The 14,795-nt window shown below is 39.5% G+C and carries 19 protein-coding genes; 6 read left to right on the forward strand and 13 right to left on the reverse strand.

Going from position 1 to position 14,795, the window contains the following annotated elements:
* The first annotated feature begins 89 nt into the window (after nt 1-89).
* Together DWW23_RS19620 and DWW23_RS19625 are read left to right on the forward strand one after the other, a co-directional pair.
* Nucleotides 90-749 carry a hypothetical protein gene (locus tag DWW23_RS19620; protein WP_122355323.1) on the forward strand — a complete coding sequence of 220 codons (660 nt, stop codon included), beginning with the start codon at nt 90-92 and terminating at the stop codon, nt 747-749.
* Nucleotides 750-761: 12 nt separating this feature from the next.
* Nucleotides 762-1,184 carry a hypothetical protein gene (locus DWW23_RS19625; protein WP_122355325.1) on the forward strand — a complete coding sequence of 141 codons (423 nt, stop codon included), beginning with the start codon at nt 762-764 and terminating at the stop codon, nt 1,182-1,184.
* Between the two features lie 19 nt (nt 1,185-1,203).
* Here DWW23_RS19625 and DWW23_RS19630 read toward each other — a convergent pair whose 3' ends face one another.
* Nucleotides 1,204-1,959, reverse strand: coding sequence for a LytTR family DNA-binding domain-containing protein (locus DWW23_RS19630; protein ID WP_122355327.1), 756 nt, complete (start codon nt 1,957-1,959; stop codon nt 1,204-1,206).
* 8 nt (nt 1,960-1,967) lie between these two features.
* On the reverse strand, nt 1,968-4,577 hold the full coding sequence (locus DWW23_RS19635) for a sensor histidine kinase (RefSeq protein WP_122355329.1): 2,610 nt from the start codon (nt 4,575-4,577) through the stop codon (nt 1,968-1,970).
* Between the two features lie 194 nt (nt 4,578-4,771).
* Between DWW23_RS19635 and DWW23_RS19640 the strand changes: the two genes are divergently transcribed.
* Nucleotides 4,772-5,188: a DUF1016 N-terminal domain-containing protein gene (locus DWW23_RS19640; protein ID WP_122355396.1), complete on the forward strand. Its 417-nt coding sequence runs from the start codon at nt 4,772-4,774 to the stop codon at nt 5,186-5,188.
* A gap of 6 nt (nt 5,189-5,194) precedes the next feature.
* On the opposite strand, the gene DWW23_RS19645 is transcribed toward DWW23_RS19640, so the two are convergent.
* Nucleotides 5,195-5,608 (reverse strand): hypothetical protein, encoded by a 414-nt coding sequence (locus DWW23_RS19645; protein WP_122355330.1) that lies wholly within the window; start codon nt 5,606-5,608, stop codon nt 5,195-5,197.
* Nucleotides 5,609-5,759: 151 nt separating this feature from the next.
* Between DWW23_RS19645 and DWW23_RS19650 the strand changes: the two genes are divergently transcribed.
* Nucleotides 5,760-6,386: a porin family protein gene (locus tag DWW23_RS19650; RefSeq protein WP_122355332.1), complete on the forward strand. Its 627-nt coding sequence runs from the start codon at nt 5,760-5,762 to the stop codon at nt 6,384-6,386.
* Between the two features lie 116 nt (nt 6,387-6,502).
* Here DWW23_RS19650 and DWW23_RS19655 read toward each other — a convergent pair whose 3' ends face one another.
* The gene (locus tag DWW23_RS19655) at nt 6,503-6,955 is read right to left on the reverse strand and encodes a hypothetical protein (protein WP_122355335.1); all 453 of its coding nucleotides are present in this window, start codon (nt 6,953-6,955) and stop codon (nt 6,503-6,505) included.
* Nucleotides 6,956-7,136: 181 nt separating this feature from the next.
* Between DWW23_RS19655 and DWW23_RS26955 the strand changes: the two genes are divergently transcribed.
* Complete coding sequence (locus tag DWW23_RS26955; protein ID WP_255419617.1) at nt 7,137-7,268, forward strand: hypothetical protein; 132 nt, start codon at nt 7,137-7,139, stop codon at nt 7,266-7,268.
* A 21-nt stretch (nt 7,269-7,289) separates the two neighbouring features.
* Here DWW23_RS26955 and DWW23_RS19660 read toward each other — a convergent pair whose 3' ends face one another.
* The 8 genes from DWW23_RS19660 to DWW23_RS19695 all read right to left on the reverse strand — a co-directional run bounded on the left by DWW23_RS19660 (nt 7,290) and on the right by DWW23_RS19695 (nt 13,334).
* Nucleotides 7,290-8,054 carry a phosphatase PAP2 family protein gene (locus DWW23_RS19660; protein ID WP_122355337.1) on the reverse strand — a complete coding sequence of 255 codons (765 nt, stop codon included), beginning with the start codon at nt 8,052-8,054 and terminating at the stop codon, nt 7,290-7,292.
* A 58-nt stretch (nt 8,055-8,112) separates the two neighbouring features.
* Complete coding sequence (locus DWW23_RS19665; protein WP_122355339.1) at nt 8,113-8,826, reverse strand: hypothetical protein; 714 nt, start codon at nt 8,824-8,826, stop codon at nt 8,113-8,115.
* Nucleotides 8,827-8,906: 80 nt separating this feature from the next.
* Nucleotides 8,907-9,545 carry an outer membrane beta-barrel protein gene (locus DWW23_RS19670; protein WP_122355341.1) on the reverse strand — a complete coding sequence of 213 codons (639 nt, stop codon included), beginning with the start codon at nt 9,543-9,545 and terminating at the stop codon, nt 8,907-8,909.
* Nucleotides 9,546-9,583: 38 nt separating this feature from the next.
* Complete coding sequence (locus DWW23_RS19675; protein ID WP_122355343.1) at nt 9,584-10,060, reverse strand: hypothetical protein; 477 nt, start codon at nt 10,058-10,060, stop codon at nt 9,584-9,586.
* Nucleotides 10,061-10,078: 18 nt separating this feature from the next.
* Nucleotides 10,079-10,528, reverse strand: coding sequence for a lipocalin family protein (locus DWW23_RS19680; protein WP_122355345.1), 450 nt, complete (start codon nt 10,526-10,528; stop codon nt 10,079-10,081).
* A gap of 12 nt (nt 10,529-10,540) precedes the next feature.
* Entirely contained in the window at nt 10,541-11,689 is a 1,149-nt protein-coding gene (locus tag DWW23_RS19685) for a hypothetical protein (protein ID WP_122355347.1), read from the reverse strand.
* 22 nt (nt 11,690-11,711) lie between these two features.
* Nucleotides 11,712-12,911 carry an OmpA family protein gene (locus DWW23_RS19690; protein WP_122355349.1) on the reverse strand — a complete coding sequence of 400 codons (1,200 nt, stop codon included), beginning with the start codon at nt 12,909-12,911 and terminating at the stop codon, nt 11,712-11,714.
* Nucleotides 12,912-13,112: 201 nt separating this feature from the next.
* A complete protein-coding gene (locus tag DWW23_RS19695) occupies nt 13,113-13,334 on the reverse strand; it encodes a hypothetical protein (protein WP_122355351.1) in 222 nt (73 codons plus the stop codon).
* Nucleotides 13,335-13,855: 521 nt separating this feature from the next.
* Here DWW23_RS19695 and DWW23_RS19700 point away from each other — a divergent pair.
* A complete protein-coding gene (locus DWW23_RS19700) occupies nt 13,856-14,149 on the forward strand; it encodes a nucleotidyltransferase family protein (RefSeq protein ID WP_122355353.1) in 294 nt (97 codons plus the stop codon).
* A gap of 125 nt (nt 14,150-14,274) precedes the next feature.
* Here the strand turns inward: DWW23_RS19700 and ybeY are convergent, their stop codons facing one another.
* The gene (gene ybeY, locus DWW23_RS19705) at nt 14,275-14,709 is read right to left on the reverse strand and encodes an rRNA maturation RNase YbeY (protein ID WP_122355355.1); all 435 of its coding nucleotides are present in this window, start codon (nt 14,707-14,709) and stop codon (nt 14,275-14,277) included.
* Between the last annotated feature and the right edge of the window lie 86 nt (nt 14,710-14,795).

A 14,795-nucleotide genomic window follows, 5' to 3' on the forward strand; every position in this document is an offset into this window, starting at 1 on the left:
TTTTTTATATAAGATAAAACTCTTAGGAGGTTATGCAGCATTTAACGGTTTAAATACATCTTATTTACTGTAAGTCTAAAAAAAACGTTATGAAAAAGTATGTACTTTTATTAGGGCTGTTGATACAGACTGTGTCGCTTTGTGCCCAGGAGGCGTCGATCGGAAAATCGATGTTTTCCATCCATGCAGGACCTTCCTGGTATCTGGGAAAAATGATCGGGATCACGAACAATTCCGACACCTATCGTAATGATCTGAGGAATGGGGTAGCCTGGGATGTCAATTACTATTTTTTAGGAGATAAATATATCTTCAATTCGTTTAAACTCTCTCCGGGGCTCATTTATCAGGGTGGCCGGTATAAGGGAACTCATGACGAAGGTTCTGACAAGATTCTGATGCATTATATCGCGCCTCAGATTGCTTTATTTATGGTGAAGCAAAAATATAATCTCTCTTTGTCGACCGGCGTGGGGTATCAGTATTATAAAGATAAAAGCTTCGTGTACGATAAGCCCCGGGATGTGTCTATGAATAAGTTGGCATATAACCTTTCAGCCGGTGGTGAATATCTTCTCTCATCTCATGTGGGTATTTCTGCAAAACTGAACTGGATTGTCACGTCCTCTGAAAGTTATTCCGTCAAATATCACGGTCAGAAATGGCAGGTCGAATCGCCTGAATTGAATGGAGGCGGGGGCTGCTTCTCCCAATTATCCTTGTTGTTCGGTATGAATTTTCACTTTTAATCAGAGACTGTTATGAGACATATATTATTTATCTGTTTGTTGTTTTTTTGCATAGCCTGTGAAGAAAATAAATCGGTCGATCCGACGCTCATGCCCGAGACGACTACGACCGGGGAGAATACGTTAGGTTGCCTGATAGATGGCTGGGTGTATGTCAGTGGCCGGTGGAGTTTGCCGGCTGCCGAATATGCAAAACTGCAAGATAGTACCAGTATGACGATTTCGGCACAGGTCGGTTTCGACTCGTTTCTCCGTTTTACGATAGCCAACCCCAAACAGGGTGAAACACTCCCGTATACAAATGTGTCTTTTGATAATCAAAATATAGAGGATGGGAAAGTACACATTACCCGTATGTCTGACGGAATATTTAGCGGAACTTTCGAAGGAGGGCGTATGACAAAGGGGCGTTTCGACCTGAAATATAAGGAGTGAATGAATTTGGGCGAGGGGGTTATAGCTGTTTTAAAACTTCCATCACATAGTTGCGCCGTTGCCGTGAAATGCTGATGGACGAACCGTCTTTCATACGGATATATCCTCCGTCGCTTTTGATGAAACTTTTGATCTCATCCAGGTTGATCAGATGCGATTGGTGTACGCGCAGGAAATGATAGGGCGTCAGCAATTCGTCGAAGTCTTTCAATGTTTTGGAGACAATCAGTTTCTCTCCTGTCTTTAAATAGAAGGTCGTATAATTGCTTTCCGATTCGCAGCGGATGATGGAGCCGATCTCTACGAATTCTATTTTGTCGGCGACCGACAGCGCTATTTTCTTTTGTTTATCTACTGCCCGCGTGTTTTGCAGAAGGTTCTGCATCCGTTTGTTTTCCTGTTTTCGTAAGACGACCAGGACTGCTTTGTCTACGGCATGTGTCAGTTCTTCCGGGTCGATAGGCTTCAGTAAATAGTCGAGTGCACTGAAACGGATTGCCTGGATCGCATAGCTGTCGTAAGCGGTTACAAAAATCACCTCGAAAGGAATATCCGGAAGATTTTCGAGGAGGGAAAAACCGGTATCGTCACCCAGCCGGATATCCAGAAAAAGGATATCCGGTTTTACTTCGGGTAGGACGGTACGAGCTTCCGTAACGGAACTGCAGATGGCCGATATACTGATCTGCGGGCAATAAGTCCCGATCATGCGGAGCAGGTTCTCGCGGTTCCCCTGCTCGTCATCTACAATTGCTGCGGTTATTTTCGTATCCATATTTTGTCTTATAAAGGAATGGATAACCGGATATGGCAACCGGAAACAGCATCTTTCTCCTGTCTGTTTTCGATCGTAACACCGATTTCCGTATTGTATAATGTTTTCAATATTTCAAATTCATTGGTGACGGCACGGATGCCGAAGCCTCCATTTGCGTCTGTATCCAGTCCGGGACCATCGTCAGTGATGTCGATTATCAATAACTGGTTTTGCAAAGATAATCGAATTATAATCTCTCCGGTACCGCGCGGAGCGATTCCGTGTTTAACTGCATTTTCGACGAAGGGTTGTATCAGCATTCCCGGTATTTCGATCGTATCCGGCTGGATATTTTCGTCTACTGTCAGGGAGTAGGAGAAGGGGAAACGCAGCTGTTCCAGTTTCAGATACAACTGTAGTTGTTCGATCTCGTCGGAGAGGGTGACCAGTTTCTTTTCGGACGTAGCCAGTACCTTTCGCAGTAGGCGGGAGAAGTCGATCAGATATTTATTCGCCTCCTGATTGGCTGAACGATTGATCAGATTCTGGATCGAACTGAGTGCGTTAAAGATGAAATGCGGGTTCATCTGGGAACGGATCGCACGCAACTCGAGTTCGCGGATACGACGGCGGTTAAGCTCCTGCTTTTGTTTGTTTTTGGTTCGGAAATAGTAAATAAGACCGATAATCGCTGCGAGTAAAAGTGCACCTATAACACCTTCTTTGAATCCTTTTATGAAATCGTTGAAGGACTTATCCTCTCTATTCAGGTCTTTTTTAACTAAATCGATGATTGTATCTATGTCAAAATCCCAGAGTCTCCGATAGAGAATAGTTCCGTCTTCGCGCATCAGAATGGTGAGTGGGTAGATACCCTTAGACTTTAAATCTTGTACTTGCTGGTTGGGTATAACTTTGTATGGCTTTACCTTCTCAGCATTATGAGAGGAAAACTTTGAGTATAGTTCGAGTTGTATGGTGGAAGTTAGTCCTTCCGCTTCAATACGCTGTTTCAAGTCGAGTGCGTTTTGGAGATTATTGGCGGGAAGACCATCCCATGGCAATAGTTGTAACAGGATGTATTTCCGGTTGTTTCCTTTTGCCAGGTGCAGGCTATCGGCTATGCTCAGACCGGTTTCTTTAATATTCTTTCCGGCTTCAAAAGGTAACAGCTTATTGTATGTATTTTTTAGATCGTTTGTCAGGCTGGTATCTGGGCAGGAACTGATAAAATCCTTGTAATCCGCTTCTAATTCGGATAGCATTTTTTCACCCATTAAAGCCTTTAGATTAACTTTGTTTACTTGATATTTTGGATAACCGGAAAGGATTTGTTTAGTTAATAGATAGTCTTCCTGTTGGGTTAATCCTTTCTGCTTGTTCAGATATAGATTATCCGACTTGAGTTCCTGTTTTTTATAAATAGTATAGACATACAAAAAATAATTATAATTTGCTGCACCCTGTTTTTTTAGACTATATGCGTAATCGATGAGTGGACTAACAGATGTAAAGTAGGGAGCTTGCCAGTCGGGTAAGCCGCTTTTGCGCCAGACATCTTTGTCAGTGGTAAACATGCAACGCCGTAGGATTTCACTACCTTTAAAATACTCTTCCGAGAGTTCAAATACTCTTCGCCAATAGGGGTCCATCTTCTTGAAATCTTTCTCAAAGGCCGTTTGAAAAAGAGAATCGCGGGACTGAAATGCTTTTTTCTGATCGGCGGGAGAGGTACTGTAAAATTCAGAATTGTAGTAAGAGAATCGCATGAAGTTATATTGAAGGTTGTTTTGTTCATTTCCTCGTCCTTCGTAATGGAAGGTATGTGTATTGGCATAAACTTCTTTATCCTGGACAATGGAATCACCCGGAGTGAGCAGTAAAGTCACTCGTTTTCCGACTTTGTATTCTGTCGGGTAGGGGATAAATATTTTTTTATGAATAGTCGAATCTCCGGATGCGTCGATATCGAAATCACAGCAGGTAAATTCAGTATTCGGCGGAAGAGGGAAGGAGGCTTCGATAATCCGTGTATTCGGTACAGGGAAGTTAGGTACATCTTTTTTCCATCCGGTCAGGAGATTGTCGGCTGTTGGAATAACCAGCTTTTCCAGATCTAAAGAATCATGGACTGATACTTCTGTATAGGTAGATAATCCTTCCTGTCTTACTCCAAAAGGGATATATGCTTTTGAATAGGAGTAGAGTGAGTTCACTTTGTCGGATATGAGTGCTTTTCCACTTTTCCGATCGTATGTAGCATGTAAAATCTGTTTACCTGACACACTATCTTTAAAGGCAAAATCTTGCTGGTAACGGCTGTCGAAATAATAAAAGCCTTGTTTCTTTTGGTCATTATGACAATCATACAGATTATCCAGCGTATAGTCAATAGAAATAGACTTATCCGTTCTGTCCGTCACTGTTGCCCGGATAATAACCCTTCGGATATTTTCCGCTCTCCAAGGAATCTCTTCTTTGATTCCCGGTGCCACATAAGGATAATAATTAACACACTCAAAAGTGAACCAATCCCCTTTTTTTAGAGAATCGCGACTGTAAGGAGTAAATGATTCCGCCCATCCGCTCCATGTCAGGCATAGGAATAGGAATAAAAATAAGAGTCTCGCTTTCATAACTGTAAATTTAAATGAAAAATCCGATTACAGTTCAAAAGTATAGGCGAAAGGCTTTCACCTGGTTGAAAAATGAGTGAATGGCGGGTTTGGGTGAGAATCTGTCACCAAGGATATTTTGCTTATCCTTTGTTTCATTAGAGGTTTTGTTGTATGTTTGCAACATTGAAGTTTATTTTAACAATTCCGAGACTATGAACAATTTAATTAAGACAGACAAAGAGTATCAGCAATGGCTGATAGAACTCAAACAGCGTATCAGACAAAGCCAGATCAAAGCGGCTTTAAGAGTAAATACAGAACTTCTTGAATTGTATTGGAGCATTGGCTCTGATATTGTTCGTAAACAATCCATTTCCAATTGGGGTGATAGCGTTATTGAACAACTAAGCGCTGACTTGCGTATCGCTTTTCCTGAGATGAAAGGTTTTTCAGCTCGTAATCTGTGGTACATGAAAAAGTGGTTTTTATTTTATTCTGGTAATGAAATAAAACTGCACCAACTTGGTGCAGAATTTCAACAACAGAAACTGCCACAACTTGTGGCAGAAATACCATGGAGACATCATACAGAGATAATCACAAAATGTAAATCTGTAGACGAAGCATAACAGCTTTTAACTGGCAAGCATATTAAGTACCCCTTGATAACACATTTTTAGTGCCAGAATTAGGGATATTCCAAAAAGAGTTCCTCCTACAGTGAGCATCAATATGGCATTTGGCTCTCTCCCTGTAGAAAATTCATTATATTCGGAAAGCAATGCCCCAATCATATACAGGGAAGCGAACGAAAGAAGAAAACCAACTAATAGACTTATCCATCCTGTTTTTTGAAAAATTTGTTTGATCAGTAAGTCTATAGCAATCGTAAAAAACAAAGTAAGAACAAAAGTAAAGTTATCAAACTCTTTTATGATCAGATAACGAATCATGCTCCATGCAGGAATGGACAAAATAATGATAAACCAAATTTCTGAAATTGAATGAAGCATTTTACTGATTCGTGGGTTTGATGCTAATGTGCTCATAATAATATGTTTTTGAGTGAGTACTGTTTAATAAACGAAGTATTCACCGATTTTATTGCTTTTATGACTTCATGTATTAAAAACTAAGTTCTCATGCAACATATTGATAATATCTGGCATCTATATATTTAACAATGTTATTAAATATGTTATGAAAAAGTTGGTACTCCTTTTATTTGTTGCTCTTATCTCCATCCAGATATCCGCACAAGAGTTTCATTTTATTCCCCGTGTCGGGTTTAACCTGGCTAATACCTATCCGGAAAGCTTTGCTGATATGCGTCCGGGAGTCAATGTCGGAGTTGCCGGGGAAATTCGTTTTTCCAAATTGTTTGCACTGGAACCAGGTATTTATTATTCCATGCAAGGACATCGGTATAAATATAAAGGAGAAACATCTAAATTGAATATTGATTATTTAAATATACCTCTTCATGTAAAGTTTTATTTGTATAAAGGATTTCATATGTTTGCCGGGCCACAACTGGGAATTAATGTAAAAGCTAAAGCTACGGATTTTCAATACGAATTGAATTATAAGCCTTCCGATACAAGAACTTTTTCGGGAGATATAAAAGACGACGTCCGAAATTGTGATTTGTCTTTCTCCATGGGAGCCGGTTATGCTTTTGATATGGGATTGGTTCTTTCTGCAAATTACAATTTAGGATGTACTTATCTTTACCGTGACTCACAATGTGCTCCCGGTAGTGTCTGCCTGTTCAAAGGGAAAGAACATAATGGAGTTATCCAGTTTAATGTCGGATGGCGTTTCTAATGTCTCTTTTACTGTATGAAGGTATGTTGAATCAGATAACTGGACACAGATTTGTTATTGATAACTAATGATATCTGCGCTCGTCTGCGTCCGGTAAATACTGATTTTTTGACATATCATTCTTTAGTTATTGATTTTCCAGCAGAAGTCTTTGTTGTATAATTCGCTGATAGATATTGTTTTATCAATAAAGATGCATTCCACATTTTGAAACCCAGTAACAACGATATCCCGATCAATATTCCTGTTATCATTAACTCTAAAGTATTAGCTATTTCCCTATATTCGTGTAAAAAAGCAATAAGCATATATGAGGAAATAACTGAGAAAATGAAACCTGTTAACCGAGAAATCCATTTATTTTTCGAGAACAGTTGTTTGATTAGTATGCCTATAAGAATCGGAAAAATCGCAGATAGGGTAAATGTTATGTTATTCCCTTCCCCTCCTTTAGCAATCAAAAAACTTACCATTTTATAAGTGGATATTGATAAAAGAATAATATACCAGATTTCCGGTAAATTCTTAAAAACTCTTAGTCCTGTTTCTTTTAATACTAGAGTGTTCATAATAATACATAATTAGATGTGTTTAAGTAATTTAAACGCACGAGCAATTGGTTTTATTGTTTTGTAAAGTAAGTTTAATAATATCTGAATATGAAATACCCATGAAATAAATTTCGTCCAAGAGTATGTAATTTGGTCGTTCTTTACTTAGTAAGAAGCATTTGCCAAAAGACAGAATGCTATGAATACAGTAGATTTCGAACAAGTCATCCTCCGGGGTTGTGGAATAGATGTTCACAAAGATGTAGTGGTAGCCACGATGGTGGTTTCAGTCTGTTTAAAGGAAAAGAACATGATGGAGTTATCCAATTGAATGTCGGATGGCATTTCTAGATTAAAACCGTATGGATAAAGCTGCTCCGAAAGCCTGGTTTTCGTGATCATAAAAAGGAGATGTTATTATCATTGCGGTCTCTTTTCTATTTAATCTGAATAGCCTTTTGTTGACAGGTAAGAGCCAATAGCCTATACGGGCACTCAGAATACCGATGCCTGCCCCTGCCAGTACATCATTCAGCCAATGCCTATTGTTGTAAAGACGTAAAGCTGCCACGCTGCTGGCTATGAGGTACGCACTGATTCCATATCCCAGACCGTATTCTATACGGACCAATTCGGCACCCATAAAGGCTGTGGCGGTATGTCCCGAAGGAAAAGAATTTTCGGCAGAGGAATCCGGTCGTTTCTCGTCTATGGCTAGTTTTGTTCCGTTCACCATTATTCCCATTGCCAGATAAGAGGTGGCTGTAATGATAAGCCTTTCTTTGAACGAATGTTTGGACTCCTCTTCGATTAAACCTAAACCGGCATAAGATATGACCGGCAGGTATTGTATATAATCGTCCGCATGAAAGAAACGGTTTTTTCGCAGGTCAGTCATCTGGTCTTTTACCGAATGGTTGAGCGATTGCAGGAAACCGTTAGAAACACCCCATGATCCCACCAGTATAAGAGATGCCGGGAGTATGAGTTGCTGTGCCCGGAATTGTATCGTTTTGTCGCAATAAGTGTTTGAGAGAGTGTCTTTAACTTCCCTTCCATTGGCGCATAGAGCACCCGGTACAAAGAGAAGAATAAACAATAATAGGCTTGTTTTCATTCTTTGTTGCAAATGTTATACCCAGGTGTTTTCCGGGGATATATCTAACTGATATGATTTATTTTATGATAGTCTGAACCTGTCCGTTTTTGAAGAATAAATAAAAGGAACTGTTATACATCCATTGGACTTCACCGTTGGTTTCCAGAATCGTTTGCGGTTTGCCGAAAGCCAGCCTGCATTCGTCTTCGTTCATGCCTTTCACGGGTTTGCGGATGCAGATTTCATCCCAGTGAGTGATCTCCGGTAATTTGTTATTCGTTATGAAGTCAAACATTTTGTTGAGTATGGAAGACTCTACCCCTACAAAATCGTCCATTATCTGTTTGTGTGACGTCTTCTTTTCTGGTGTCAGTTTTTCAAACGGCGTTACTTTTTTCATTACGAAAGCAGCCGATTCTATCAATACATCTGAAAGATAATAAACCAGTTTCTTGTCTGCCACCCGGAAAATAGCCCGGCAATAATATGTATTATCCAATCCTGAGTCGGCCAGTGAGCCTAATATGAGGTTACAACTGAAACTTTTGTTTTTAATGTCTCTCTTGGTGATTCCTTCCTGCTGTTTAGGACAGACATTTTCAACCGTCCATAATAAGGCGTTTGCATATATTTCCTCATCTTTTAGGTTTTCAAAGGTCATGAACCCACTGACGACATATTTATTCCCGTCTACACTTAACGGATACATGTTCCCGGTTTCCACAAATGTCTGGGATGCCAGCATGAATATGCGGAATAGGAATAAGAACAAGATTGAAACTCGTAACATATGTTTTTATATTTTTAATTGGACAAGAAACGTCCACGTTCCCGGCATTGGAGACATGGACGTTTTATTTTTGAAGGTTGTCAAAAAGCAACCCCTAACCGAAGCATGATATTGCTGGTATATGCTTCGCTGTCGGTTGCAGCTTCCACAAATCCGCGTTGGAATGTGAAGTCCAGATTCAAACGATCATACCATATGCCGAAACCGATATTCATACCAGCATCAAACCGGTTCCATTCCAGTCCAAGATCATCTTCCCAGTCTCCCATGCTTATGCTTTCACCATCGTATTTCATTTTACCGAGATAATCGAAACTAACGAATGCCCCAACATGTCCGTCGATGTAGAAGTTATCTGTTATTCCGTATTTCCAGCCGAATGTAAACGGAGATACTTGAATATTGTTGGTCATCATTTTTAATTCTTCGACTTTCCATCCCCGTGAACCCAGGCCGAAATCCATTCCCCAATAGGCGCCGATAGTTGATATGGGTTTCTGGAATCCTACTGCAAAGTTGTAGGCAGCTTTCCTGTCCATATCTTCGGCCCCGTCACCGGCAAATCCTGCCATATTAAGACCTCCGCGTAAGTACCACATAGTTTCTGACGGGCGTTGAAGGGTTGACTCGATTCCGACACTGCGGGATGAAACAATTTGTGCATGCATGCCGGAGCATACGAAAAGTCCCATTACGAATAGAAGTAAAATCTTTTTCATCGTGTAATCGTTTTAAAATTAATACTACTGATATTTGTTTATTTTACCACAGCCGAAATCTTCTCCCTGTCGGCAGTAGTTAGTGTTTTTTCCATTCGAATCCATTCATAATCGGTAGTATCGGCCGTTTTCCAGTTCTCGAAAGTCGCCGGATAACCCACAACTGTGATCAGATATCCTGTACCCTCGTCATTTGTTCTGAAATTGAACGTAGCAGCAACGATAACATCGGCATTATGTTTTTGTGAAGACATGTAAACTGCATAACTGCGGATATTTACGATATCCCCTTTCATTTCGGCTTCTGCCTGTTCTCTGGTCAATGTCCATTCATCCCTGATACGTCCTTTTGACTTATCTACTTTCAGTTCTACAGTCAACGGTTTCACATAGGCATTGGAGGTTACATCCAGCAAACGTGCCTGAGTGTCCTGTATCTTTACCTTGTCTCTTTGAGCGTATGCTCCGCTCGTACATCCGAGTGCTAGCAGGGCGATTAGAATTTGTTTTCTCATACGATTCCAATTTTGTATTTAATCAAGTCGTCTATAAGTCTCTTTATAATATTGTGTCCTGTCTTCGGAATAGCTTTCAACGATCAGGCGGGATTCGGTCAGTTTAACTATTGTCGCTATTTCGTCATCTCCTTCCGAATCGTGTGTATATAAAACATCATCTTTTATATACCAGTCTGTAATGGTGAAATCATCTTCGATCCAACGATTCTCATATGTCCATGATTGTGCCGTCCCATTGTTTTTAAACTGAATACGATATGTATTATCATCTTCGGAGAAAGTTTCTCTTTCGTCGTTGTATTGATTCCAGCCTTCATAGTACATTAATTCCCAGGTTCCAACCAGACTCTGTTCTGTTATTGGCAGCTCGGAACCTTCCTTTTTCTCATTATCAGAGCAGCCCGATAGTCCTATTACCACACATATTAATAAACTCAGCAATCGCAGGGAATTTAAGTTTTTCATATTCTTTTGTATTTAATCTTGATAAATAATATCGAATGTTGTAGTGTTGAGTGTTTCGTCGTGATTGAAATTGTTGATGGCTTTACGAACAATTTTAATGATACGGCTTTCTTTATCCCGTTCATAATTGTAGACAGAATAATAGTCCCAGTTATATCCATGTTCTTCGACAATCATGTTTGTAGAGAACTTCCCGTAAAAACCAAAAGGAGCAAATAAGGAATAATGGCTGTAATCATATTCATAAGCTGTACTACAATTCGATATGAGACAATTCAGATCGAGATTCGAATCGTTTTTCTCTTTTGTGTATTTATATTCAAAATATCCGACTGCCGATAGATTATTTTCCTTGTCGTATTTCAAGCTCGTATTGTTGATGGTAATTAAATACCCCAGACCGTTATAAGAAGCAGTGGCTGCAGTTTTTTTGTCTGCATCGAGATATTGTAATGTCTCGATATGATCTTTATTATTCAGTAATCCTCGGTACGATTCGGGACCATCGACGGAGACCATATCCTTTTCATAACTATATATAAAAGGGGCCTGGGATGCCCCAACTAAATATTCATCAATGCGTCCTTTCTTGTCATAGGTGAATGTATAGGTTTCTACCCTTTTATTGGAAGAATGTAAATACGTTGTCGTTGCTGTGATTTTAGCTATTTTTGAACCGGATGCCGGTTCTTCCGTATTGTCGTCTTCCTCTTCATATTCTCCGAATCGGTCGAAGAAATAAGCAAGTAAATTGTTTTTATCTTCCTCTTCGTTGCCTTTTTTACCTAGTAGGTAAAGTATCATTTTTGCCTTTGTTAATGCACCGATCGACCATTTCTTATCTTCGAAACTGACCGTATAATCATCTTCGTCCACATTCCAGTTGAAACGATCTCCTGTACTTCCAGCTTTTCCGAATGTGCCGTCTTCGAAAAATTCCCAAAAGGACGATTCTTCTTCATCCAACGGCTCATCCTTTATGACTTTACCTGTCAGTTTATCTATAAGTTGTTTTTTAGATGGTTTCCATTTTCCTACTATTAAAGTGGCCGCTTTCGGTTGGCCGTCTTCAAGAACGATTGTCGTATCTTCGTCTTTATTACAGGCGCACGCCAATACCACCAGTAATAAGAATGTTATTTTTTTATAGATAGTTCTCATGATTTATATTCTTCTATTGGGTTTATTCTGTGATTTCAAATTCTACACGCCGATTCATTAAGCGTCCCTCTTCTGTTGCATTCGGAGCGATAGGACGTGTCAGGCCGTAATATTCATATTTTAAACAGGATGGATCGACTCCTTTTCCTACCAGGTAATTGTAAACGGATTGAGCCCGTTTTTTAGACAATTCCATGTTGTAATCGGCTTTACCGATACCGTCCGTATGTCCCTTGATCGTTATGTGCATGGAAGTCTTTTTTATTAGGTCGGTTATTTTGTTCAGATAAGGATAAGAATCTTCTTTTATTACACTTTTATCAAACTCAAAGTGTATCATATCGATTGCACAGATTGTCTTGCCTACTACGGATTTGTCTTTTGCTATCAAATCGAGGATTTCTTCAAGAGAGTAACATGGTTTCACTTCTTCCCTGACTACAGGAGTGTCTTGCACAATCTGGATTGGTTGTGGAATATAAACAGGCTCGGCTTTTTTCTTCGGGGCACGTTTAAATATACTCAGCGGTACAGAAAGGGTGGCTGCCACTTCAAATCCATGCAGTTTACGCTCTCCCCTCAGATAATAAGCTGGACGGTTTACAGCAAAGGCGTCCCCGTCTTTTTCCATTTTGCCGTAGGTATCGGTGAAGCCCATTTGGTAATTCGCCTCCAGTGAAAAGTGCATTCGTTTATTTTCTGATAAATAAATCGGAAGTTTGAAGCCTATGCCCAGTGCTCCAGCAAAATAAGTATCAGCCATGTTGGCGCTTGAGACATTTATCTTATAGCTGCCAGTTGCATCTTTTAGGCTTATCTTACCTCCCCGTACAAATCCTGCAATAGGAGCAACATATATGTACGGACGAATTTTGTCGGGATTGCCGAAATTGAAAATGAGAGGAAGACGAACGTCTGTGTATTTGGCATTCAACTTGTAATCGAGGTCATTTTCGCTGATCTTCGTACCTCTCCCTAAGAAATTGACTTCCGGCCTGATAGAGAATAGGTGGTTTTCGCCAAACTCAAATTCCATGAAAATACCGCCTAGGGCGTTCGGTATAAATTTAGGACTACGATTTTTCAGTGACGAATAGTCGGCACGTGACATATTTATTCCTCCTTTTACTCCGATATGAATCCTGTCTGTTACGGTTTGAGCTGTCACGGACAGGACTGTACAGAAGAATAATGTTAATAATAAGAATTTTACTTTCATCATTTACCCGTTTTTGTTTACAAACTCAGTTATTTAATACGAATATTCAGCCACAAATACATTATTAGATAAACCTGTAATTGCAGTATTTTTAAATTAATTTTTTGTAACGCAAAGATATGGATAAATAGAGGTGTGAATAGGTAAATGAGTGGTTCCAAATAGTTTACATTTATGTTTCCTATGTGAACACACGAAGGTGATTTAAGAGGTAATCAGGTCGGTTTTTGTAGCCTCGGAAAGATCCTGAAAGAAATTGTATCCTAGAATGCAGGAGATGCGCCAAAGTTGGTAGGTATCGATACTTTCCTTGCTGAAAATTTTATATACATTCGGACGGGTACAACACAATTGTGTTGCAAACCAAGTAACTGTACGTCCCTGGTCATGAAGCTTATGCTCAATAAGCCGTCCAATATGAATCATGGTTAATTCCTAGCTTGTACCCGACTCCCTTAGGTGGTTACGTTTCTGTAAAAGAAAGTCTATATACAAGAAGGCGTGGGAATCTTACCTTCGCCCGTCCTGTATTTCAGGGCCTTCGCATTGCCCACCTGTCGAGAACGAGCAACGCAGAAAGCCCACGCCGATATGTACTACAAACCATATATTTCTTGGGTAAGAAATACACAGATGCTTGTATAAACATATCAGGAGGACGTCTTTGTTGCTATTTATCATTTCGACAGGTCAAAAGTTGCGAAGTTCTGAAATACGAAAGACAAACGCTAATAAACGTCTTCTTTATAAATAAACCACTCTCCCCAGCACCCACCCTGGGGCTTTCTGCTGAGGAGTCCTTTACAAAGGTAGGAAAAAATGGAGAAACAAAAATTATAAAGAGGGAAAATTCATATAAGAGTTGCTCATTGATAGTTGAAGAAATGAAGATTTAGAGCCATTGTAAATAATGATTTTATTTCTAACTTTGTAGAAACGATATATTTATGAAGTCTGTTGCAGAATATAAGAAGATATTATCCGAATTTAAAAAAGAGTTTGGACCGCAGTTCGGTATTAAAGAACTAGGTATTTTTGGTTCTGTAGCTAGAGGAGAGTATACAAAAGAAAGCGATCTTGATATATTTGTTTCATTGGAAAAAGTCGAGCCATTTATCATTTTCGACCTTAGGGAGTTGCTAGAGTCTTTATGTAATTGTAAGGTTGATTTAGTGCGATTAAGGGATTCATTGCGTCCGGCATTAAAAAATAATATTCTGAAAGAAGGCATTTATGTTTAATAAAAAGAGAATATTGGATCGTTTTGATCAGATTGTTGAATCAATTGATTTCTCTTTGAAAATTGTAGTATTGCAAATTAAGTAATCTGCTTCAAATAAAATTTTTTACTATAAAAATGCCGGGATTAACTCTCCCGGCATTCTTCTGGTAAAATAGCCAACGCTTTATTTTCATTCTCTTCCATGATCTCCCTCTCCCCCGGTCCTTTATCGTTGATGCCGCATAGATGAAGAATTCCGTGGATGATCGTGCGATGCAGTTCTTCGTTGTAAGGTGTTTCGAACTTTTCCGAATTTGTTTTTACCGTATCCAGGCTGATAAAAAGGTCGCCCGATATTTTGTTGCCGCTGGTATAATCGAACGTGATGATATCGGTGTAATAATCGTGTTGCAGATACTGGCGGTTTACCTCCAGGATCTTTTCGTCGGAACAAAAGATATAGGTGATATCCCCTGTCTTTTTTCCGTATGTTTCTGTCACCGCTTTGATCCAGTTGCTGACAGCCTCTTTTTTGATAGCCGGAAGTTCGATGTCTTCCGCGTGAAATGATATTGTCATAATGCTATTATTTATCTTGTTTATCTATCAGAATAATACGTTAAAAAATATTACTCGCAGTACTAATTTCAATTACCCGCCATATT

This window comes from Parabacteroides sp. AF14-59 (assembly GCF_003479515.1).
GTDB lineage: Bacteria > Bacteroidota > Bacteroidia > Bacteroidales > Tannerellaceae > Parabacteroides > Parabacteroides faecis.